Consider the following 21,086-nt stretch of genomic DNA (forward strand, 5'->3'; position numbering starts at 1 on the left):
TTGAACCGCTAAGAAATATCTTAGAGTAATATAAGAGCAACACAATATGTTGCGATAATGTAATTAATATTTTTTGGCAAGGTAATGAAAACTTTAACTGATGACTCATGCAGGCGTGGTTCTGCACGAAATAAACCCCTGCATATCGGTTTATTTCTGTGGCCCCATTTTTCGTTATTAGCCCTATCGGGGTTAATGGAGGCGTTACGTACGGCGTCCTGTGTACAAAAAACCAGACAGAAAATCGCGTTCAAACTCAGTCTGATAAGCACCCGGGCGGAATTGCCCATCACCAGCAACGCCGGTATTAGCGTGCAGCCTGAAGCCGCGCATCTTACTCCGGGGGAATACGACTATATTGCCGTGATTGGCGGAAGCCTGGAGGATCTGGATAAGGGGCTCCAGGACGACCGGGCATTTCTTGCAGAGGCGCATCACAACGCCATTCCGCTGATCGGTATTGGCACCGGGAGCTTTATCCTGGCGGAAGAGGGGATCCTCAATGAACGGCGCGCCTCGATCCATCCTTATCATCATGACGTCTTCACGCAACGGTTTCCGCAGGTTTATGCCGAGCAGGGGCTGGATTTTATCGATGAAGGCGATGTGCTGACCTGCCCGGGCGGGATCTCCACGCTGACGCTAACCACGGCGCTGATTCGCGCCCATGCGGGCGACGATATTGCCGCCACCACGTCACGGCGTTTATCGCTCTCACCGCACGCTGTTACTACCCCGCGACCTGCCAATATTGCGCTGATCCCGGACTCGCGGCTGCGCAGAGCGGTGATGATCATCGAACAGTACCTGACACGCCCGCTTAGCGCCGCCGGGCTGGCCCAGGACGTCAAGCTGAGCGAGCGTCAGCTTAATCGCCTGTTTCACGCCGAGTTTGGTAAAACGGCACGTGAATTTATCCGCAGCGCCAGACTGCGCTATGCCTGCTGGCTGTTGAAGAACTCGCAGCAAAGCGTCACGGACATTGCGCGGCGGATGGGCTTTAGCGACTGCGCCCATTTTATTCGTCATTTCCAGCTTGAGTACGGCTGTACGCCTGGGGTGTGGCGCACGTCGCAGAGCTAATGCCCCGATTTCGTGCTTTCTTCGTAGGGTATTACTGGTTTGCCTGGATACACTTCCGTTAAAAGCCCAACGGGGGGACGATGACATGAACTGGCAGCCTTTTCGCGGCAGCGCACCGGGAAATATGACCATTTTCAGCGCCTCATTTCCTGATGTCAGCGACCAGTGGCCGATGAAAGACGAGACTGCCCGGGAGATCAACGCGCTTAACCGGGCCCTGAAAGCCGACCCGGCGCTTCGCCCTCCGCTGATTGAATACGAAGAGGGCGGGCAGGCGGTGCTTGTCCCGCAGAACCGTTACTCCGAACAGGCTTTTCGCAACCGGCCTGCGCTTCTCGCGTGGCGCGCCCGGCTGGTTCCCACCGCGCTGGCGCTGTTTGTGGTGCAAAATCCGCTGGAGGAGCGCCTCCCCGAAGGCACGAAAATGGACAGCGACAGCCGCCAGTGGTTTATTCACGCTAACGACGCCATCGGCGTGCGCTCCCGCGCAAAAGTGCTGGCTGCGCTGGTAGAGAAGTACATCCATAACGAGAGCGAGAACAACTGGGTGAGCCTGGCCAGCGGGGCGGCCATTCCCGTGCTGGAGGCGCTGCGCAACGCAAAGCTCGACGGTCAGCAGGTGTACCTGACGCTGGTAGATAAAGACCCCGTCGCGCTGAGCTGGGCCGAGACCATGGCCGCGCAGGAGGGGCTGGTTGTGGGCGAACAGCTGACGCTGCTCAGGCGCAACCTGCTGCATACGCTGGTGCGTAACGACGATTTACTGCTGGAGCTAGGCGAGCATCAGGCCGAACTGGTCGACGCGCTGGGCATATTTGAGTACTTCAACGATACCGATGCGGTGACTTTCCTGCAGCGCGCGCTGCGGCTGGTGAAGCCCGGGGGGCGGTGGTTGTGTCGAATATGCTGACCAGCAGCCCGCAGATCGACTTTGTGCTGCGCGGTATTGGCTGGGAGGACATCCATCCCAGGTCGTTGCAGCAGTTGCAGGATATCCACCTCGCGGCGGGCGTGCCGGTGGAGAATGTCACCGTGGTGGTACCAAAGGATGGGGTGTACGCGGTGATGGAGGTGAAGGTTTAGCGCGATCGGTTCCCTCTCCCTGTGGGCTGAGGGGGAGCAGCACGCACAGCGTGACTTGCATTAGTTCGGTTTTCCAAACATGATCCCCTCATGAAAATAGAAACCGCACATCCCTCACACTTCGAACGCCTGGTCGCAATCTGGGAATCTTCCGTTCGCGCTACCCATCACTTTTTACAGGAAAGCGATATCGCGGCTCTGCGCCCGCTATTGCTCAACGCGTATCTGCCAAACCTCACCGTCGTGATAGCCCGCGATGATGCAGGTGTTATCCACGGCTTTTTAGGCGTGGATGAAAACCGCATTGAAATGCTGTTTGTTGATGATGCGAGCCGGGGAAAGGGCGTGGGGAAATTACTGCTGCACTATGCCATCGCAGAGTTTGGCGTAAACGAAGTGGATGTGAATGAGCAAAACCCGCAGGGCGTCGCGTTTTATCGCCATATGGGGTTTGTGCAGGTCGGCCGCTCAGAGGTTGATGGGCAGGGGAATCCGTTTCCGCTGTTGCATATGCGGTTGAATCGGGATTAGCGCTTAGCCTGCTTATCCCATTTTAATAAGCCGATAATATCTTTCTCTCCCTCGGCTTCTTTCAGCAGGCGCTGCTTCTTTTCATACTCAATGTATTCTGAACACGCCTTTTCATCCGCCGCTTTTTTGCTGATTTTGCCTGCGCCTTCTAAAACGTCCCGGTCGTTAAATTGCAGGAACTGATCGAGTTTGGTTTGCCAGTCTCGTAAAAATACCTGCTTGCGGCGTTTGGCCTGATCTTCAGCAAAGTCGAGCCACATATTAACGACACGATTTAGTTCGCTGACTTCATCCTGAGACAGATAATTTTTTGCTGTGGTGACATCGCTTTTACGGACTTCTTCGCCTTTATAGCTGGTCAGCCCCATATACGGTTGCGTGGCGTCCGCACGCTGGTGAATCAACTCAGCGGCGGTAAGGCCGGTGCAGGCAAAATGCAGTTTATTCTGGATGGTCTGGAAGAATTGCGTGGTTTCTTTGAGTGACGGCTGATAGTCAGCGGCTAATGCAAAAATCTCCCTCACACGGAGATAAACCCGGCGTTCGCTGGCCCGTATATCGCGAATGCGTTCCAGCATTTCATCGAAATAGTCAGGTACGGCGGATGATCCCACAGGCGGGTTTTTCAGGCGCTCGTCGTCCATAACGAAGCCTTTTACCAGATATTCCTGCAGCGTTTGGGTGGCCCACTGGCGGAACTGTGTCCCTCGCGTGGAGCGGACGCGATAGCCGATGGCGAGAATGACGGGCAGGCTATAGTGAAGTGTGTTGCGATTAACCTTGCGCTGACCTTCTTGCTGAACTTGTAAGTAAGCCTTACAAGTTGCTTTTTGTTCAAGCTCACCCTCTTCGTAAATAGCTTTAATATGCTGTGTAATGGCTTGAGGAGTGACCTGATAAAGAGCCGCTATGGCTGCTTGCGACAGCCAGAGCATTTCATGTTCAAAGCGACATGTGATGCGAACAGTTCCATCATCGCTGGCAAACATAATAAATTCGCCAGCCGGAGAGTGGATTACGTTTTGATCTGCCATGTCGCCTCCCTCTTTTGAGTAATTAACCTTACCAGCGTGTAGTATGCCAGAAACAGCCGCTAAGCCAGGTGGTTTGTATTTGATTTTGCGAGGCGCTTTCCATGATGCTGAGCTTGGATCGCCGCAAGCGCGTCCTCTATCTCAGTGAGCTTTGCTTTCGTCTGTTTATAATCATCCTGCAACCTCTGCTCCTGCTCGTTATACGCCACCAGAACGATGCATCCTTTCATCACCTTTACGGTCACCTGATGTCCGGTTTCAAACCCTGCCGCGCGAAGCCATTTACCGGACAGAATGATATTGGGCGTGGATTTGTCGAAAACATTCGGGCGGTATCCCACAATTAACGAACGCTCGGTTCCGGATTGGTCGGTGTCTGGGGTAGAATGCGAATCAGCCATAATCAACTCCTTGATAGTTGGTGAGGTTAGCTCTCGTCAGGTATTGCGAGTACCTGGCGAGGGCGTTTCAATCTGAGGTTATCGTATGATAAGGTACGTACCTCAATGAAGACATCTTGCTCGCTTAGGTACGTACATGTCAACGGTTAAACGTGATCGAAATCAGTCAAAATCCGGAAAAGCACCGACTTTTCAGATTCGCATTACGCCAGAACTGAAGGCGCAATTTGAGGCTGCTGCAGAGGCTCAAGGGATGAGTTTGGGGAATTGGCTCAAGACTTTAGGACGCAATGAGTTACGTAAAATGGGTATTGAGCCAAAAATGTAGGCTAATTCTATTTAGGCTTTTGAGCACCAGAGGATTTAGGAAAAGAAATTACATCCATCTTCAATGCAGTTTCACCAGAAAAAATGGAAGCGAGTCCTTTGCGAATTTTTTGATTATCTAAATTCATTTGTCCATGTGCAACAGGCATATAAATCGCGTTTTGTAAATGAACTCGATCAAAATCGTAGCCTATGTCTTCAGCCATAACAGAAAGCAAATTCACAAATAATTTATCGCTAGTATTATTCCACAAGGTGTTACCGCTATCATTTTCTGGACAGGGTGTGCATAAGTGAGTGAAATATTCTTTCCATGCATCAAGCACTTTTTTCTCTGATTTTGTTCTTTTATTGATACTTCCTTTTATATCACCATAAAATGCCAAGTCGATCATATTAAGAGCTCTAACATGCTCACTGGAAAGGCGAGCTGCGGCTGACCTTGTGGCCATAAGTTCAGTAAATATATTAACTTTTATGTTTCTTTTTTCGGAATTTTTTTCGATAAGTTTTTGCACTCTAACGGCAATTAACGGACTGAAAAGAGTAGCAAAAATAGTCGCGATAGCTAGTGCCCAATTCATGTCGTTTCCTTAATTTTGAAGGTTATGACAATTGAAATGAAAAATTCTTTGAGGATTTTATGAGCATTATTGGCGGAAGATCACAGGAGTCGAACCTGCCCGGGAACGCTGGCGTCCCCAACTGGATTTGAAGTCCAGCCACCTCACCGGAGATGACGATCTTCCGCGCCTGCATTGCTACATGGAGGCGGGGCGCATTATAGCTACTTTCAGACATTTACCACATACCCCGACACACTTTTTTCACCTCTCTTTTGACCTGAACACCCCCATTTCAGTTAATTCTTAAGAAAATCCTCAGGTTAGCATTTCGTGCTCCGCGACATTTACCCCGATCACAAAAAACAAGAAACGTAATTTGCTAACCAGAAAACGCAATACTCGCTCCTGAAACAATGGTTTAAAACCTCTGTAACCGGTCTCAGTGCCCGTATCGCCACACGGCAGGCATCTGGCGGCCAGCAAAGGATTACAGAACCAGGAGGACGAAAGTATGAAAATCAGTGATGGAAACTGGCTTATTCAACCTGGCCTGACCGTGACGTATCCGGTCCAGGTGTTCGATGTGGAGCAGCAGGGCAATGACCTGGTGGTGTATGTGGCACCGCGTGACGTCCGGGAACGCGCGTGGCAACTCGATACGTTGATGTTCACCGTCCGGCTCTTCGCACCGCAGGAAGGGATTGTCGGGGTGCGCATCGAGCACTTCCAGGGGGCGCAGGACAAAGGCCCGCACTATCCGCTCAACGTGCTGAAGGACGTAAGGGTCGAGACGGTAAATAACGCCGAATACGCCGAGCTGAAAAGCGGTAATCTCAGCGTGCGCGTCACCAAAGGCGAATTCTGGGCGCTCGATTTTCTGCGTAACGGCCAGCGGATCACCGGCAGTGAACTGAAAAACAACGGCTACGTGCAGGACAGCAACACGAATCGCAACTATCTGTTCGAACGTCTGGATCTGGGCGTCGGGGAAACAGTTTATGGCCTCGGTGAGCGCTTTACCGCCCTGGTGCGCAACGGTCAGCAGGTCGATACCTGGAACCGCGACGGCGGTACCAGCACCGAGCAGTCCTACAAAAACATTCCGTTCTATCTCACCAACCGCGGCTACGGCGTGCTGGTCAACCATCCGGAAAATGTGTCGTTTGAAATCGGCTCGGAGAAGGTCTCCAAAGTACAGTTCAGCGTGGAGGGCGAATATCTGGAGTATTTTGTGATCGACGGCCCGACGCCAAAAGCGGTCCTGGACCGCTACACGCAGTTCACCGGTCGTCCGGCGCTGCCGCCAGCGTGGTCCTTCGGCCTGTGGCTCACCACCTCGTTTACCACTAACTACGACGAAGCGACGGTGAACAGCTTCATCGACGGCATGGCCGAACGCGACCTGCCGCTGCACGTCTTCCATTTTGACTGCTTCTGGATGAAGGCCTTCCAGTGGTGTGATTTTGAGTGGGACCCGGTGACCTTCCCGGATCCAGAAGGGATGATCCGCCGCCTGAAAGAGAAAGGGCTGAAGGTCTGCGTGTGGATCAACCCGTACATCGGCCAGAAATCGCCGGTATTTAACGAGCTGAAAGAGAAAGGTTATCTGCTGAAGCGCCCGGATGGCAGCGTGTGGCAGTGGGACAAATGGCAGCCCGGGCTGGCGATTTACGACTTCACTAATCCGGACGCGTGCCGGTGGTACGCCGACAAGCTGAAGGGCCTGGTGGAGATTGGCGTGGACTGCTTCAAAACCGATTTCGGCGAGCGTATCCCGACGGATGTGCAGTGGTTTGACGGTTCCGATCCGCAGAAGATGCACAACCATTACGCCTTCATCTATAACGCGCTGGTGTGGAACGTGCTGAAAGAGACGGTAGGCGAGGAGGAGGCGGTGCTGTTTGCGCGCTCGGCGTCCGTCGGCGCACAGCAGTTCCCGGTGCACTGGGGCGGCGACTGCTATGCCAACTATGAATCAATGGCGGAAAGCCTGCGCGGCGGGCTGTCGATTGGTCTGTCCGGCTTCGGGTTCTGGAGCCACGATATCGGCGGGTTCGAAAACACCGCCCCGGCGCACGTCTACAAACGCTGGTGCGCGTTCGGGCTGTTCTCCAGCCACAGCCGCCTGCATGGCAGCAAATCCTACCGGGTGCCGTGGGCGTACGATGATGAGTCCTGTGACGTGGTGCGCCACTTTACGCAGCTGAAATGCCAGCTGATGCCGTACCTCTACCGTCAGGCGGCGCTGGCACGGGAGTGCGGCACGCCGATGCTGCGGGCGATGATGCTGGAGTTCCCGGACGATCCGGCGTGTGACTATCTCGACCGTCAGTACATGCTGGGGGATGCCTTGATGGTGGCGCCGGTGTTCTCCGAGGCGGGTGAGGTGCAGTTTTACCTGCCGGAAGGTCGCTGGACGCACTTGTGGCACAACGATGAGGTTCAGGGCTGTCGCTGGCATAAGCAGCAGCACGATTTCATGAGCCTGCCGGTTTATGTGCGCGACAATACCCTGCTGGCGCTGGGTAACAACAAGCACAAACCGGACTACGCCTGGAATGAGGGCACGGCCTTCCAGCTGTTTAACCTGGATGAGGGCGCAACGGCGGTGAGCGAGGTGCCTGCGGCTGACGGCTCCGTGGGGTTTACGCTGAAGGCGTCACGCAAGGGCGACACTGTGACCCTTACCGGCGCGGGTGACGCGCGGAACTGGTCGGTATGCTTGCGCAACGTGCAGAAGGTGAGTGGTGTGAAAGGTGGCTCATACGCGGGCAGCGAGTGGGGCGTGGTGGTGGACGCGGAGGGGGATGAGGTGGTGGTTCACCTTTAATTCCCCTCACCCCAAAGGGGCGAGGGAATGGTTTACTCCCTCTCCCTTTCAGGGAGAGGGCTGGGGTGAGGGTGGTGTTGAAACTACACCACCCGTCATGGTCTGCTGAACCTGCTGTTTATCCATATTTACCGCGCTCAGCTTGCCATTTACCGTTGGCTTCAGCGGGGTATTCGCCTGCACACTCCCGCTGGCTGTCAGCTGAATGTTGCCGTCGCCGCTCACCGGCAGCGCGGGCCAGCCCCACTGCTGCAGGATGTTGAGCGGCACGCCGCGCCCGTTCAGGCTCACCGTGGTCTGTCGTTGCGCAAGCTGAGAAACCGTCGCGGTGGCTTCCAGAATGCCTTTCTCGGTAAAGGCGCTCAGATCGGTGATATTGACCGTGGCGGCGTTAGCGTTCAGCGCCAGCGACGGACGTCGCACGTCCACGCGGTTAAAGGTGGCTGCTGCGCCGTTTAGCGTGGCGCTGCCGCCCCATACGCCCCATTTGTGGTCCTGCGCCAGCTGCAGGTTAGCCCCATAGCCATCAAGAGAGGTGATCTGCCACGGGAACGCGGGATCAATGTCGATCACCAGGTTGCGGCTCAGGCCGAACTTCTTCAGCGTCACGCTGTTCAGCCATTCCGGCAGCGGATCCATCCACAGCGTTTTCCAGTTCTGCGGCAGGGTGTACTCCAGCCCGGCGACGGCGACATCGTCCAGTACCAGCGCTTTACCGTCGCGCAGCCAGTTGCCGGAGGTGCGCACCATGCCCCCTTCCCAGCGGGAGGTGAACTGGCGCAGCGCCACGCCCTGCGGAGAGAATTCCGCATTCAGGATCGGGTCGAACAGATGCAGCGAGCCGTAAATAAATTCGCTGGCATTCATGGATAAACGCCCGTCCAGGCTCTGCCAGTCTCCTTTGCTCAGCGTCAGGTTGCGCAGGCTGAGATCCAGATCGGTTACGGCCCAGTCTGGCCCCTGCAGGCGCGCATCGGTGACCTCAAGGCGGCCAATCTGCAAGGAGGGGATGGTATTGAGCGGCGAGAAGAAATCCAGCAGCGTTTTATCGCTCTGCAGGCGGATCTCGTTCAGGCGCATGGTGTCGATGACCCAGCTTCCGTCGGCGTTGCGCAGGGCGGAGCCGGTAAGCGAGCCGCGCGCCATATCGGCGCCGATGGTGTTCAGCACCACCTCCTTGCCGTTCAGCTGGCCCTGGATTAGCACGTTAGTGGCCGGTACCCCGTTCAGGGTGAGCGAACCCGCGCTCATCTGGATCTGCGCATTTTTGCCCAGCACGTTACCCGCTTCTGGCTGCCACGGACTGACGCCGCCCGTCACTTTTTGCGCGCTTAAATCCCACTCCGTGTTGGGGCTGTTGAAGGCCATGTTGTTTAGCTGCAGACGGTCTGCCTGGAAGGGCATCGGCGCGGTCTGCGGAGAGAGGTTCAGCGTGCCATCGACCAGGGTGATGGTGTCCATATGCAGTGGATCGGTGAGCTGTCGGCTGCCAAGACCAATATCGACTTTTTTAGCCACCAGCGTGGCGGGCTGACCGTCGCGGCCAAAGGTGACGTTTTCCAGAAGGATGTGGGAAGGCGACGAAAAGCGGTGGTCCATCAGGTCGAAACTGAGTTCGTAATCGGTGTTCACCGTTACCCAACTGCTGACCTGTGACGCACCCCAGCGGGTCTGAAGCAGAAAATAGAGTGCCAGCAGCACAAGGAGCAGGGCTACCAGAAGATAGACGAGCAGCTTTCCAATAAATTTCATGGTCTTCCTTCCCGCGAAACGTACATAAAGGAGTTATGCACGATTTATGCGCAATGCTCAAGGCGGGAATGGTGTAAAGAGATGTCACGGCAGGCATTGACAGCCTGCCGTGAGGACAATCAGTTTTTCTCTGGCGGGAAAACGAGGTTCAGCACGATAGCGGTGATACCGCCAGCGGCGATGCCGGAAGAGAGCAGGTTTTTCACCCAGTCCGGGGCAAACTGCAGGATCAGCGGCTGCTGAGAAACGCCCAGACCCACGGCCAGCGACAGGGCAATAATCATGATCGCGCGGCGGTTCAGTGGCTCGCGGGAGACGATTCGCACGCCCGAGGCCGCGATAGTACCGAACATCACCAGCGTTGCTCCGCCGAGAACCGGCTCAGGGATGTGCTGTACAAAACCACTCACGGCCGGGAACAGGCCAAGGACAATCAGCATCAGCGCCACCACAAACCCGACATAACGGCTGGCCACGCCGGTCAGCTGGATCACGCCGTTGTTCTGCCCGAAGCAGGAGTTCGGGAATGTATTAAACACGGCAGAGACAAAGGAGTTCAGACCGTTTGCCAGCACGCCGCCTTTCAGACGCTTCATGTACAGCGGGCCGGACACCGGCTGCTCCGAGACATCGGAGGTGGCGGTGATATCGCCGATGGTCTCCAGGGAGGTGATCATAAAGACCAGCATCAGCGGCAGCAGCAGACCCCAGTCAATGCCCAGGCCGTAGTACAGTGGAGTAGGAACGGTGATCAGCGCGCTGTTGGTCGGCGCGGTGTTTTCCGGCAACATGCCCAGCGCCCACGCCAGCAGGTAACCGGCCGCCATGGCGATCACCAGCGAGGCCGCGCGCAGATACGGGTTACGCTGACGGTTGAGCAGAATAATGATGGCCAGCACCACGCCAGCCAGCAGCAGGTTTTTTGGTGCGCCAAAGGTGTGGTCGCTCATTGCGGCATAACCCCCACCGATGGAGGTCAGCCCCACCTGAATCAGCGACAGACCGATAATCATCACCACCACGCCCGAGACCAGCGGGGTGATTACGCGGCGAGCCAGATGCAGAACACGGGAGATCACCATCTCCGTGCAGCTGGCCAGCATCAGCGTGCCGAACAGCGCCGCCATCATGGTCGGTACATCCGCCCCGCCGGTTTTTAACGCCGTACCGCCCATTATCAGCGGTGCCACAAAGTTAAAACTGGTACCCTGAATCGACAGCAAGCCAGACCCCACCGGACCCCAGGCTTTAATTTGAATAATTGAGGCCACGCCGGAGGCAAAGAGGGACATGCTGATGATGTGCTGCGTATCCTGAGCCGGTAAACCCAGCGCCTGGCAGATCAACAGCGCCGGGGTGATTACCGCAACAAACATGGCCAGAAGATGCTGGCAGGCAGCGAAGAGCGTCTGCGGAAGCGGTGGGCGGTCATCAAGACGGTAAATCAGTTCGCTATTTTGCTTCTGCGCAATCGGTTGCGCATCAGGAGACTCTATGCTGTTAACGGACATCGACGGTAATCCCACGGTGGAAAAGCGGGCATTTTATCTGACCACCTGGTAAAAGCAAACGATTGCCAGCAAAAAAAACAGAGAAAATCTGCCGGTATGAGCAGGTTTTCTACAACGTGGAGGAAAAAAAAATTACACTTTTCGCGCCGGTAGCTCATGACGAGCATAAGCCGGCCCAGGATAACGCCGCGTGTGTATGGAACACGCGCATAACAGGAGCCTCTTATGATTCATCTCGATACGTTGTCGACCCTTGTTGCCGCAACGCTGGTTCTTCTGCTTGGTCGCAAGCTGGTACACAGTGTTTCCTTTCTGAAAAAGTACACCATTCCTGAACCTGTCGCCGGGGGGTTGCTGGTGGCGCTGGCCCTGCTGGTGTTGAAAAAAAGCATGGGCTGGGAAATCGATTTCGATATGTCCCTCAAAGATCCGCTGATGCTGGCCTTCTTTGCCACTATCGGCCTGAACGCTAACCTGGCGAGCCTGCGCTCGGGCGGTAAGGTGCTGGGCGTGTTTCTGATTGTCGTGGTTGGTCTGCTGCTGATGCAAAACGCCATCGGCATCGGTATGGCGTCTCTGCTGGGGCTGGATCCGCTGATGGGTCTGCTGGCCGGATCCATCACCCTGTCCGGCGGGCACGGTACCGGGGCGGCGTGGAGTAAGCTGTTTATTGAGCGCTATGGCTTTGAAAACGCAACGGAAGTGGCGATGGCCTGCGCGACCTTTGGTCTGGTGCTTGGCGGTCTGATTGGCGGCCCGGTAGCGCGCTACCTGGTGAAGCACTCCACCACGCCAGACGGCAGACCGGACGATGAACTGGTCCCCACCGCGTTCGAAAAGCCGGACGTTGGCCGCACCATCACCTCGCTGGTGATGATTGAAACCATCGCCATGATCGCCATCTGTCTGACGCTGGGTAAAGTGGTTGCGCAATGGCTGGCGGGCACGGCCTTTGAACTGCCGACCTTTGTTTGTGTGCTGTTTATCGGGGTGATCCTGAGCAATGGTCTGGCCCTGATGGGCTTCTATCGCGTGTTTGAACGTGCGGTCTCGGTGCTGGGTAACGTCTGCCTGTCGCTGTTCCTGGCGATGGCCCTGATGAGCCTTAAGCTGTGGGAACTGGCGTCGCTGGCGCTGCCGATGGTAGCCATTCTGGCGGTGCAGGCGCTGTTTATGGCGCTCTATGCCATGTTCGTTACCTGGCGCATGATGGGCAAAAACTACGATGCCGCGGTGCTGGCGGCGGGGCACTGTGGGTTTGGTCTGGGTGCCACGCCAACGGCAATCGCAAATATGCAGGCAATCACCGAACGTTTCGGGCCTTCGCACATGGCGTTTCTGGTGGTACCGATGGTTGGGGCATTCTTTATTGATATCGTCAACGCGCTGGTGATCAAGCTGTACCTGATGCTGCCGATGTTCGCCTGAGATCAGGCGTTGGAGTAGCGCTCAGTTTCCGGCATCCAGCGCTCAATTAACGCTGCCGCCTGTTCGGGGTAGCGTTCATGAATATGGCGGGCAAGGCGCTGAACTTCAGGGATCATGGCCTGATCGCGCAGCAAATCTGCCACTTTGAATTCAGCGTTCCCGGTCTGACGTGTGCCCAGGAGCTCGCCCGGGCCACGGATCTCCAGGTCTTTTTGCGCAATGACGAATCCGTCGTTGCTGTCACGCAGTACCTGCAAACGCATCTGCGCGGTTTTTGAGAGCGGGGCTTTGTAGAGCAGAACGCAATGTGAGGCCACCGCACCACGGCCCACGCGGCCACGCAACTGGTGTAACTGCGCAAGCCCCAGACGCTCCGGGTTTTCGATGATCATCAGACTGGAGTTTGGCACATCCACGCCCACTTCAATCACCGTTGTGGCGACCAGCAAATGCAGCTCGCCCTGTTTGAAGGATTGCATGACGGCCTGTTTTTCTGCGGGCTTCATGCGCCCGTGCACCAGTCCCACCTTCAGCTCCGGCAGCGCCAGCTTCAGCTCTTCCCACGTTGCTTCTGCGGCCTGCGCTTCAAGCAGGTCAGACTCCTCAATCAGCGTACAGACCCAGTACGCCTGACGTCCTTCATGGGTGCAGGCGTTGCGCACGCGATCGATGATGTCGCTGCGGCGGGTATCCGGGATGGCCACCGTCGTGACCGGCGTACGGCCCGGCGGCAGCTCGTCAATGGTGGAGGTGTCCAGATCGGCGTAGGCGGTCATCGCCAGGGTTCGCGGAATAGGCGTGGCGGTCATGATCAGCTGGTGCGGATGGAAGCCCTGCTGCAGCCCTTTTTCCCACAGCGCCAGGCGCTGATGCACGCCAAAGCGGTGCTGTTCGTCGATGATCACCAGCGCGAGGCCGTTAAACTGCACCTGCTCCTGGAAGATGGCATGGGTGCCGACAATCATCTGCACCTCACCGCGAGCGATGGCGTCCTGTTGCGCAAGACGTGCTTTGCCCTTTTGTTTTCCGGCAAGCCAGCCCACCTCAATGCCCAGCGGGGCGAACCAGGCGCGGAAGTTATTCGCGTGCTGCTCCGCCAGCAGTTCCGTCGGCGCCATCAGCGCCACCTGCTTGCCGTGGGCAATGGCGCGCAGGGCTGCCAGGGCAGCAACCAGCGTTTTACCAGAGCCTACATCGCCCTGCACCAGGCGCATCATGGGCACATCAAGCGCCATATCGCGTTCGATCTCGGCGGTGACGCGCGCCTGGGCACCGGTAGGTTTAAACGGCAGGGAGGCCAGCAGCTTATCCTTGAGCTCATCACGCGGGCTTAAGGGCTGGGCATGAAAACGCTGCGCACCGGCGCGCAGCGCCAGCATGCTCAGGTTATGCGCCAGTAATTCCTCAAGGATAAGACGCCGTTGGGCAGGGTGTTTGCCGCTTTCTAAATCGCTGAGCTGCAGCGTGGGCGGCGGGCGATGCAGCGTACGCAGCGCTTCCGGCAGGCTCATCATTCCCTGCGCCAGCTCAGGCGGTAGCAGTTCGGTGATGGCGCAGGTATCGAGTAACTCCAGGGCCTGGTCGGTGAGCTTACGCAGCGTCGCCTGTTTGATACCTTCCGTTGTCGGGTAGACCGGGGTGAGCGTCTCCTGCAGCTCCGGCGTGCTGAGATCGCCCTGCACGCGGTACTCCGGGTGGATCATCTCTGCGCCATATTTCCCGCGTTTGGCTTCACCATACGCCAGCACCCGGCGGCCTGTTGCAAGGCTGTTTTTCATCGCCGCGTTGAAGTTGAAAAAGCGCATGGTGAGAATGCCGGTGCCGTCGCTGATTTGGCAGGTCATCATCCGGCGGCCGCCAAAGGTGATGTTGCAGTTCAGCACCTCGCCCTCAACGGTGGCGTAAATCGCGGGCAGCAGATCGCCAATCTTATAAAGTTGCGTGCGGTCTTCATAACGCAGGGGGAGGTGGAGCAGGAGATCCTGCACGGTGTGCAGGCCAATTTTGCCCAGTTTACTGCTTTGTGCCGCGCCCACGCCCGTCAGGCTATTGAGCGGGATGGCATCCAGCAGGCGGCCTTTCATCGGTTACCCTGCGTACTGCATGGTGGCCCACCACCCGGCATCGGCTTCAATTTCGCCCTGCGCGTTGACGTGGGGGTAAGGCAATTTTTTCTGCTTCGCAACACGAGCCAGCACCGGATAACCGCCTTCAAACAGCAGGCGCTGCTGTTCGTCTTCCGGCAGCATGCTGTTGCTGCGCTCGTACATCCCGGCGTTCTGACGCTGGCGCTGGGCTTCATACAGAATGAGCGCGGAGGCCACAGAGACATTCAGGGACTGCACCATGCCGATCATGGGGATGATGATGTCCTGATCCGCCAGATCCAGCGCTTCCTGAGTGATCCCGGTTTTCTCCTGACCCATCAAAATACAGGTCGGGCGGGTGTAGTCGATCTCGCGGAAATCGACCGCTTTGGCAGACAGGTTGGTGGCAAGAATCTGCATACCGCGACCTTTCAGGTGCGATACGGCTTCTCCGATGGTCTGATGGGTTTTGACGGACACCCAGCTGTTACTGCCTGCGGCTGTCGACGCCATGGTGCGCATGCGGGCACCGGGCCAGACGGCGTGCACTTCATGCACGCCGACGGCGTCTGCGGTACGGACAATGGCAGAGACGTTATGAGGTTTATGGACCTGCTCCATGCAGACCGTCAGATCAGGCTGACGCCTGGCGAGCATTTCGCAGATACGTGCATAACGTTGTGCATTCATAAAACTAGTTTCGGTTTCGGGTGACTTTAATGACGTCCGGCATGACGCGGATCTTGCGCATAATATTTGCCAGATGCACGCGGTCGCGGGCGGTCAGACGAATAAAGGCGCTGTACACGCGGCCATCTTTTTCTTCCGTATTCAGGCTCTGAATGTTGGAAGAAGCCGTGTTGATCGCTGCCGTCAGGTTCGCCAGGGCACCCTGGTGGTTGAACATATCCACCTTAATTTCGGTGATAAATTCCTGCGCCGTCTCTTTATCCCACTCGACCGCCATAAACTTCTCCGCCTCTTTTTGATAGCCGCGGATGTTACGACAAGATTCATGGTGGATAACCAGCCCTTTGCCCGGGCTGACGTGCGCAATAATCGGATCGCCAGGAATTGGACGGCAACACTTCGCAAAGGTGATAAGCACCCCGTCCGCGCCTTTGATCGGCAGATGCGCGTGGCCGGATGCGCCAGGTGCGGAAGGTATTGCTTCGCCCTGCTGCAGATTTTTGGCCACCACGACGCTCATGGCGTTACCCAGCCCAATTTCCGCCAGCAGATCGTCCAGAGAGGTGAGCTTCATCCGGTCGAGTTCACGCTGGATATGTTCTGGTGGGATCTCTGCCAGCTTACGGCTGCCACCCAACGCATGGTTGAGCAGACGACGCCCAAGGCTGACGGAGTCATCACGCTTGAGGTTTTTCAGCAGCTGACGGATTTTGGCGCGCGCTTTGGAGCTCACAACAAAGTTCAGCCAGGCCGCGTTTGGACGTGCGCCCGGTGCGGTGATGATTTCGACTGTCTGGCCGCTGGCGAGCGGTTGAGACAGCGGATAAGGCTGTCTGTCAACGCGTGCGCCTACGCAGGCGTGGCCGATATCGGTATGCACGGCATACGCGAAGTCGACCGGGGTCGCGCCCGCAGGCAGTTCGACAATACGCCCTTCAGGCGTGAAAACGTAAATCTCATCCGGGAAGAGATCGGATTTTACGCTCTCGATAAATTCAAACGAGCTACCCGCACTCTGCTGCAGCTCCAGCAGGCTCTGCATCCAGCGCTGGGCGCGGATTTGTGCCGTAGTGCTGCTTTCACCACCGTGCTCTTTATAGGCCCAGTGTGCGGCGACACCCATCTCCGCCATCTGGTCCATGTCTTCGGTGCGGATCTGCACTTCAACAGGGACGCCGTGCGGGCCGATCATCGAGGTATGCAAAGATTGATAGCCGTTCGCTTTTGGAATGGCGATGTAATCTTTCATGCGCCCAGGACGCGGCTTGTAGAGGCTGTGCATCTGCCCCAGAACGCGATAGCAGGTGTCGGCATCGTGGACGATCACGCGGAACGCGTAAATATCCATGATCGAGTGAAAACGCTGCTCTTTGAGCACCATTTTGCAGTAAATAGAGTACAGGTGTTTTTCGCGACCGCTCACGCGGCAGGGAATGCCCGCTTCCTGTAAACGTCCTTCAATTTCCGAGAGGATCTTTTGAATCATCTCTTTACGGTTACCGCGGGCGGCTTTCACCACCTCTTTAATGACGCGATAGCGGTTCGGGTACAACGCTTCAAAACCCAGCTCTTCCAGCTCGGTTTTAATGTGATGGATACCTAAACGGTGCGCCAGCGGACTGTAGATTTCGAGGGTTTCACGGGCAATGCGGCGACGTTTGTCCGGGCGGAGTGAGCCCAGCGTGCGCATGTTGTGGGTACGGTCAGCGAGTTTGATGAGAATGACGCGGATATCCTGCACCATCGCCATAATCATCTTGCGAAAGTTTTCGGCTTGCGCCTCTTTCTTGTCGCGGAAGTTCAGCTTATCAAGCTTGGACACCCCTTCCACCAGTTCGGCAACGCTTTTGCCAAACAGCTGTTCCATATCCTGGTAAGTGGCAGGGGTATCTTCGATCACGTCGTGCAGCAGAGCGGCCATCAGCGTTTCATAGTCGAGTTTCATCTCGGCCAGAATACAGGCCACCGCTACCGGGTGCGTGATATAGGGTTCACCGCTTGAACGTGTCTGGCCCTCGTGAGCGTCACGTGCAACGAGATAAGCCTGCTGAAGACGCTTAATCTGGTCTTCAGGCAGGTAGGTTTGAATCAGTTGATTCAGGCTTTCAAACAGATACAAGGGCGACCCGCAGGTTTAATTAACGACGACCTTCAGCAATGGCGGTTACGGCCTGCAGTTCTGCGGCTTCCTGCTCTTGCTGCTCCTGGCGCTCACGTACGTCGAGGATCTGGTTGTTGATCAGACCTTCTTCGATTTCGCGAAGTGCAATTACGGTGGTTTTATCGTTTTCTTCCGGTACCAGCGGATCTTTTCCGCCTACCTGCATCTGACGAGCGCGACGCGCGGCGACCAGCACCAGGTCAAAACGGTTACCAATTTTCTCTACAGCGTCCTGAACAGTTACGCGTGCCATACTTAAAATGCTCCACAGGTGAAGAAATGACTGGGCATAATACTGAAAGTGGGTTCAGTCTGCCAACAGTTTGGTGATTAATGCGTCATGTCGCTGCTTCTGGCGGCTCATACGCAGACGTTCTGCGCGAAGGATGGTTTTGAGATCGCTCAGTGCGGCATCAAAATCATCATTCACAATAAGGTAATCATATTCGGCGTAATGGCTCATTTCTGCAACTGCCTGTTCCATACGCTTTGCAATGACCTCTTCGCTGTCCTGACCGCGGCCACGCAGGCGGCGATCCAGCTCATCTTTCGACGGCGGTAAAATAAAGATACTGCGCGAATCAGGCATTTTCTTGCGAATTTGCTGTGCGCCCTGCCAGTCGATATCCAGGAACACATTCACGCCGGTTGCCAGAACCTGCTCAATGGTTTCACGCGAAGTACCGTAGTAGTTCCCGAAAACTTCTGCGTGTTCAAGAAACGCATCTCGGCCAATCATCGCTTTAAATTCGTCGTGATCGACAAAGAAATAGTGTTCACCGTGCACTTCACCCGGACGCGGTTTACGCGTGGTGTGTGAAACAGAAACCTGAGTGTCATACAACGGTTGGGTTTTTAACAGTGCCTGAATAAGGCTGGATTTACCCGCGCCACTAGGGGCAGAAACAATATAAAGCGTGCCTTGAGCCATGAGAGTCTTTTGTATGTGTTAACGAAGAAGTCCTACATACGGGCTTATTATACACGTCGCCGCTGTGTGACGTAGCCTTTGTCACACTTTTTCCCCTGGATTATTGCGTTTTGCGTGTCGTTTTCAGGTTTTACCTGTGTTTTGCAGCAACATAAATTCACTCTGGATAGCGCCTCGCAAAGCGCCATGTTGCCATTAGCGTGTTTTTCGTCGCCGGGTTATACCTCCAGCAACGTAAAGGAGGGGTAGCGATGTGGCGATGGATAAGCGGCTTCATGCTGTTGTGGTGTGGTTCTGCGGCGGCGGTGTGCCCGGTGTGGTCTCAGGCGAGGGCGGAGAAAGAGATTGCGACGTTAAGTGCGCAAATCAAACGCTGGGATGACGCCTACTGGCAGCAGGGTATCAGCGAAGTGAACGATGAAGTGTATGACCAGCTCAACGGGCGGTTAAAACAGTGGCAGCACTGTTTTGGGCATGCATCACCTGACGCAGCACTTCCCGCCCTGACGGGACGTATCAAACACCCTGTCGCCCATACAGGGGTTCATAAGGTGAGCAGTAAAGAAGAGCTTGGCCAGTGGATGCATGCCCGGCGCAATCTCTGGATGCAACCCAAAGTTGACGGTGTAGCGGTAACGCTGGTGTATCGGGGGGGAACATTGGCTCAGGCCATTAGCCGTGGCGATGGGCTAAAAGGTGAAGACTGGACATCGCAGGTGCGTTTAATACCGTCGGTGCCACAACACCTTTACGGCGCGCTGGCAAACAGCGTGTTACAGGGGGAGCTTTTTTGGCAGCGTGAAAACCACATTCAGCAGCAGATGGGCGGAATGAATGCACGCGCAAAAGTTGCAGGTGCGATGATGCGCCAGCAGGATAACGCGTTTTTGAGAGAGGTTGGGGTATTCATCTGGGCCTGGCCAGACGGGCCAAAAGAGATGAAAACCGCACTGGCGGAACTGTCTGACGCGGGGTTTACCCTGACGGCGCGCTATACCTTGCCCGTAGAGCATATTGAGGCCGTCGAAAAGCAGCGCTCAGCGTGGCACACCGCAGCATTACCCTTTGCCACGGACGGCATTGTGGTTCGCTCGGCGGATGAACTGCCGGGTGAAAACTGGCTGCCAGGAGAGGGCAGTTGGGTTGTTGCTTGGAAATATCCCCCTGTCGCGCAGGTTGCTGAAGTACGGGATATACACTTCACTGTGGGCCGAACGGGGAAAATTGCCGTTGTGGCGGGGCTGGAGCCAGTACGGCTGGATGATAAACAGGTGCAGCGGGTTAGCCTCGGGTCCGTTGGCCGCTGGCAAAGGCTGGATATCGCGCCGGGCGATCAGATCCAGGTAAGCCTGGCCGGACAGGGGATCCCCCGATTCGACAAAGTCGTCTGGCGAGGGACCGACCGGCAAAAACCAGAACCTCCAGTCCCGCAGTACCATTCTCTCAGCTGTTTTTACGCTTCACCGGAATGTATGGAGCAGTTCTTTGCCCGGCTGACGTGGCTCAGTTCTAAGCAAGGGCTGGATATTGCCGGTTTAGGCGAGTCAGGCTGGCGGGCGCTCTGGCAGGCACATCGCTTTGAACATATTTTCTCATGGCTGTTGTTAACCCAGGCACAGCTGCAAACCACGCCGGGGTTTTCGGCTGCACGCGGACTGGCGCTCTGGCATCAGTTTAATCTGGTGCGCGAGCGTCCTTTTATTCGTTGGATCATGGCGATGGGGGTTCCGCTGGCTCAGGCGACCCTGAAAGCCGCCGGAGAGCTATCATGGCAGACCATGCACCAGCGTAGCGCTATGGACTGGCAGACCTTGCCGGGGACCGGAGAGGAGAAAGCGCGGCAAATCGTTAACTGGCTCCACGCGCCGGAGGTGGATGTGCTGGCAAAGTGGCTGGCTGAACAGCACATCAAGGGATTCTGAACTTAGTGAGCGCTGTGTTTGTAGTGAAACACCGGCAGGCCGAGCTTCAGTCGCAATGCCAGCATGCGGGCCGTAAAGCCGAACAGCAGCGTGGAGATGACCACCACATCATGGTTCGAAACATAATGCTGCAGGGCAATATAGAGCACCGCTGCCGCGAAGGAGATGCCGGCATACAGCTCTTTTTGAAAGACCAGAGGAATACGTTTGCAGAACATATCGCGCAGCACGCCTCCAAACACCCCGGTCACCACGGCGGCAATGGTGGCGATAACTGGCCCTTCGCCCATATCGAGTGCGAATTGTGCGCCAATGATAGAAAAGACAATCAGCCCGAGCGCATCAAGCACCAAAAACAGGCGACGCAGATGGGTCATAACGGGCGCGACAATGGTGGTTACTACGGCGGCGGTCGCCACAATAATCACGTATTCGGGGTTTTTCACCCAGCCCAGTGGGTAATGGCCCAGCAGAATATCGCGCACGGAACCGCCGCCCAGTGCGGTCGCTGTGGCAATAATGATTACGCCGAAGGTATCCATTCGGCGACGACCGGCTGCAAGCGCGCCAGTCATGGCTTCTGCAGTAATGCCAATGAGATAAAGAGTGTGAAGCAGCATATAACCTCCGGTGTGAAGCCGGGAAGGTTAACGTTTTGTGCGCACGATCACGATTGAGATTTTCTAAAGTGAGCGGGTTTGCCCTATAAAATTTTATCAACCCATAGTGGAGAAGGTTGATTGGTGGCG

17 protein-coding genes, 1 tRNA gene and 1 pseudogene are annotated in these 21,086 nt (G+C 56.1%); 7 read left to right on the forward strand and 12 right to left on the reverse strand.

The genetic code is table 11. From position 1 onward, the window contains the following. The first annotated feature begins 195 nt into the window (after positions 1–195). From ACQG19_RS00485 to ACQG19_RS00495, 3 genes and pseudogenes are all read left to right on the forward strand, one after another. Complete coding sequence (locus ACQG19_RS00485) at positions 196–1,083, forward strand: GlxA family transcriptional regulator (protein ID WP_058678555.1); 888 nt, start codon at positions 196–198, stop codon at positions 1,081–1,083. 85 nt (positions 1,084–1,168) lie between these two features. Continuing rightward, positions 1,169–2,166: pseudogene (locus tag ACQG19_RS00490) on the forward strand (class I SAM-dependent methyltransferase). 90 nt (positions 2,167–2,256) lie between these two features. Beyond that, positions 2,257–2,697: an acetyltransferase gene (locus ACQG19_RS00495; protein WP_048972659.1), complete on the forward strand. Its 441-nt coding sequence runs from the start codon at positions 2,257–2,259 to the stop codon at positions 2,695–2,697. On the opposite strand, the gene ACQG19_RS00500 is transcribed toward ACQG19_RS00495, so the two are convergent. Both ACQG19_RS00500 and ACQG19_RS00505 read right to left on the reverse strand, forming a co-directional pair. Next, positions 2,694–3,731, reverse strand: a complete 1,038-nt coding sequence (locus tag ACQG19_RS00500) for a virulence RhuM family protein (RefSeq protein ID WP_048972660.1) — start codon at positions 3,729–3,731, stop codon at positions 2,694–2,696. The two genes, ACQG19_RS00495 and ACQG19_RS00500, sit on opposite strands and share 4 nt — an antisense overlap. A gap of 59 nt (positions 3,732–3,790) precedes the next feature. Then, positions 3,791–4,132 (reverse strand): SymE family type I addiction module toxin, encoded by a 342-nt coding sequence (locus ACQG19_RS00505; RefSeq protein ID WP_045294542.1) that lies wholly within the window; start codon positions 4,130–4,132, stop codon positions 3,791–3,793. Positions 4,133–4,268: 136 nt separating this feature from the next. On the opposite strand from ACQG19_RS00505, the gene ACQG19_RS00510 reads away from it, so the two are divergent. Further along, positions 4,269–4,460, forward strand: a complete 192-nt coding sequence (locus tag ACQG19_RS00510) for a toxin-antitoxin system HicB family antitoxin (RefSeq protein ID WP_075203472.1) — start codon at positions 4,269–4,271, stop codon at positions 4,458–4,460. Positions 4,461–4,467: 7 nt separating this feature from the next. Here ACQG19_RS00510 and ACQG19_RS00515 read toward each other — a convergent pair whose 3' ends face one another. Continuing rightward, complete coding sequence (locus ACQG19_RS00515; RefSeq protein WP_048972662.1) at positions 4,468–5,043, reverse strand: DUF6680 family protein; 576 nt, start codon at positions 5,041–5,043, stop codon at positions 4,468–4,470. A gap of 70 nt (positions 5,044–5,113) precedes the next feature. After that, positions 5,114–5,208, reverse strand: a tRNA-Sec gene (locus ACQG19_RS00520). A 328-nt stretch (positions 5,209–5,536) separates the two neighbouring features. Here ACQG19_RS00520 and yicI point away from each other — a divergent pair. Then, entirely contained in the window at positions 5,537–7,855 is a 2,319-nt protein-coding gene (gene yicI, locus ACQG19_RS00525) for an alpha-xylosidase (protein ID WP_246932268.1), read from the forward strand. 48 nt (positions 7,856–7,903) lie between these two features. On the opposite strand, the gene ACQG19_RS00530 is transcribed toward yicI, so the two are convergent. Both ACQG19_RS00530 and ACQG19_RS00535 read right to left on the reverse strand, forming a co-directional pair. Further along, positions 7,904–9,607: an AsmA family protein gene (locus tag ACQG19_RS00530; RefSeq protein ID WP_013094876.1), complete on the reverse strand. Its 1,704-nt coding sequence runs from the start codon at positions 9,605–9,607 to the stop codon at positions 7,904–7,906. A 119-nt stretch (positions 9,608–9,726) separates the two neighbouring features. Continuing rightward, positions 9,727–11,118 carry a nucleobase:cation symporter-2 family protein gene (locus ACQG19_RS00535; protein ID WP_426725814.1) on the reverse strand — a complete coding sequence of 464 codons (1,392 nt, stop codon included), beginning with the start codon at positions 11,116–11,118 and terminating at the stop codon, positions 9,727–9,729. A 225-nt stretch (positions 11,119–11,343) separates the two neighbouring features. On the opposite strand from ACQG19_RS00535, the gene gltS reads away from it, so the two are divergent. Next, complete coding sequence (gene gltS, locus ACQG19_RS00540) at positions 11,344–12,546, forward strand: sodium/glutamate symporter (RefSeq protein WP_013094878.1); 1,203 nt, start codon at positions 11,344–11,346, stop codon at positions 12,544–12,546. 2 nt (positions 12,547–12,548) lie between these two features. Here gltS and recG read toward each other — a convergent pair whose 3' ends face one another. Genes recG through gmk form a run of 5 tightly spaced genes read right to left on the reverse strand, consistent with a single transcriptional unit; the run spans position 12,549 to position 18,415 of the window. After that, positions 12,549–14,630 (reverse strand): ATP-dependent DNA helicase RecG, encoded by a 2,082-nt coding sequence (gene recG, locus ACQG19_RS00545; RefSeq protein WP_014830141.1) that lies wholly within the window; start codon positions 14,628–14,630, stop codon positions 12,549–12,551. Between the two features lie 3 nt (positions 14,631–14,633). Next, entirely contained in the window at positions 14,634–15,323 is a 690-nt protein-coding gene (trmH, locus tag ACQG19_RS00550; RefSeq protein ID WP_020686483.1) for a tRNA (guanosine(18)-2'-O)-methyltransferase TrmH, read from the reverse strand. Between the two features lie 4 nt (positions 15,324–15,327). After that, on the reverse strand, positions 15,328–17,442 hold the full coding sequence (gene spoT, locus ACQG19_RS00555; RefSeq protein ID WP_013094882.1) for a bifunctional GTP diphosphokinase/guanosine-3',5'-bis pyrophosphate 3'-pyrophosphohydrolase: 2,115 nt from the start codon (positions 17,440–17,442) through the stop codon (positions 15,328–15,330). Between the two features lie 19 nt (positions 17,443–17,461). Further along, the gene (gene rpoZ / locus ACQG19_RS00560; protein WP_000135058.1) at positions 17,462–17,737 is read right to left on the reverse strand and encodes a DNA-directed RNA polymerase subunit omega; all 276 of its coding nucleotides are present in this window, start codon (positions 17,735–17,737) and stop codon (positions 17,462–17,464) included. 54 nt (positions 17,738–17,791) lie between these two features. Then, complete coding sequence (gene gmk, locus ACQG19_RS00565) at positions 17,792–18,415, reverse strand: guanylate kinase (protein ID WP_013094883.1); 624 nt, start codon at positions 18,413–18,415, stop codon at positions 17,792–17,794. 251 nt (positions 18,416–18,666) lie between these two features. On the opposite strand from gmk, the gene ligB reads away from it, so the two are divergent. Beyond that, a complete protein-coding gene (gene ligB, locus ACQG19_RS00570) occupies positions 18,667–20,337 on the forward strand; it encodes an NAD-dependent DNA ligase LigB (protein ID WP_013094885.1) in 1,671 nt (556 codons plus the stop codon). A 2-nt stretch (positions 20,338–20,339) separates the two neighbouring features. Here ligB and ACQG19_RS00575 read toward each other — a convergent pair whose 3' ends face one another. After that, entirely contained in the window at positions 20,340–20,957 is a 618-nt protein-coding gene (locus ACQG19_RS00575) for a trimeric intracellular cation channel family protein (protein WP_246932267.1), read from the reverse strand. Positions 20,958–21,086 lie beyond the last annotated feature (129 nt).

This window comes from Enterobacter cloacae complex sp. 277I4, assembly GCF_050031465.1.
GTDB classification, from domain to species: domain Bacteria; phylum Pseudomonadota; class Gammaproteobacteria; order Enterobacterales; family Enterobacteriaceae; genus Enterobacter; species Enterobacter cloacae.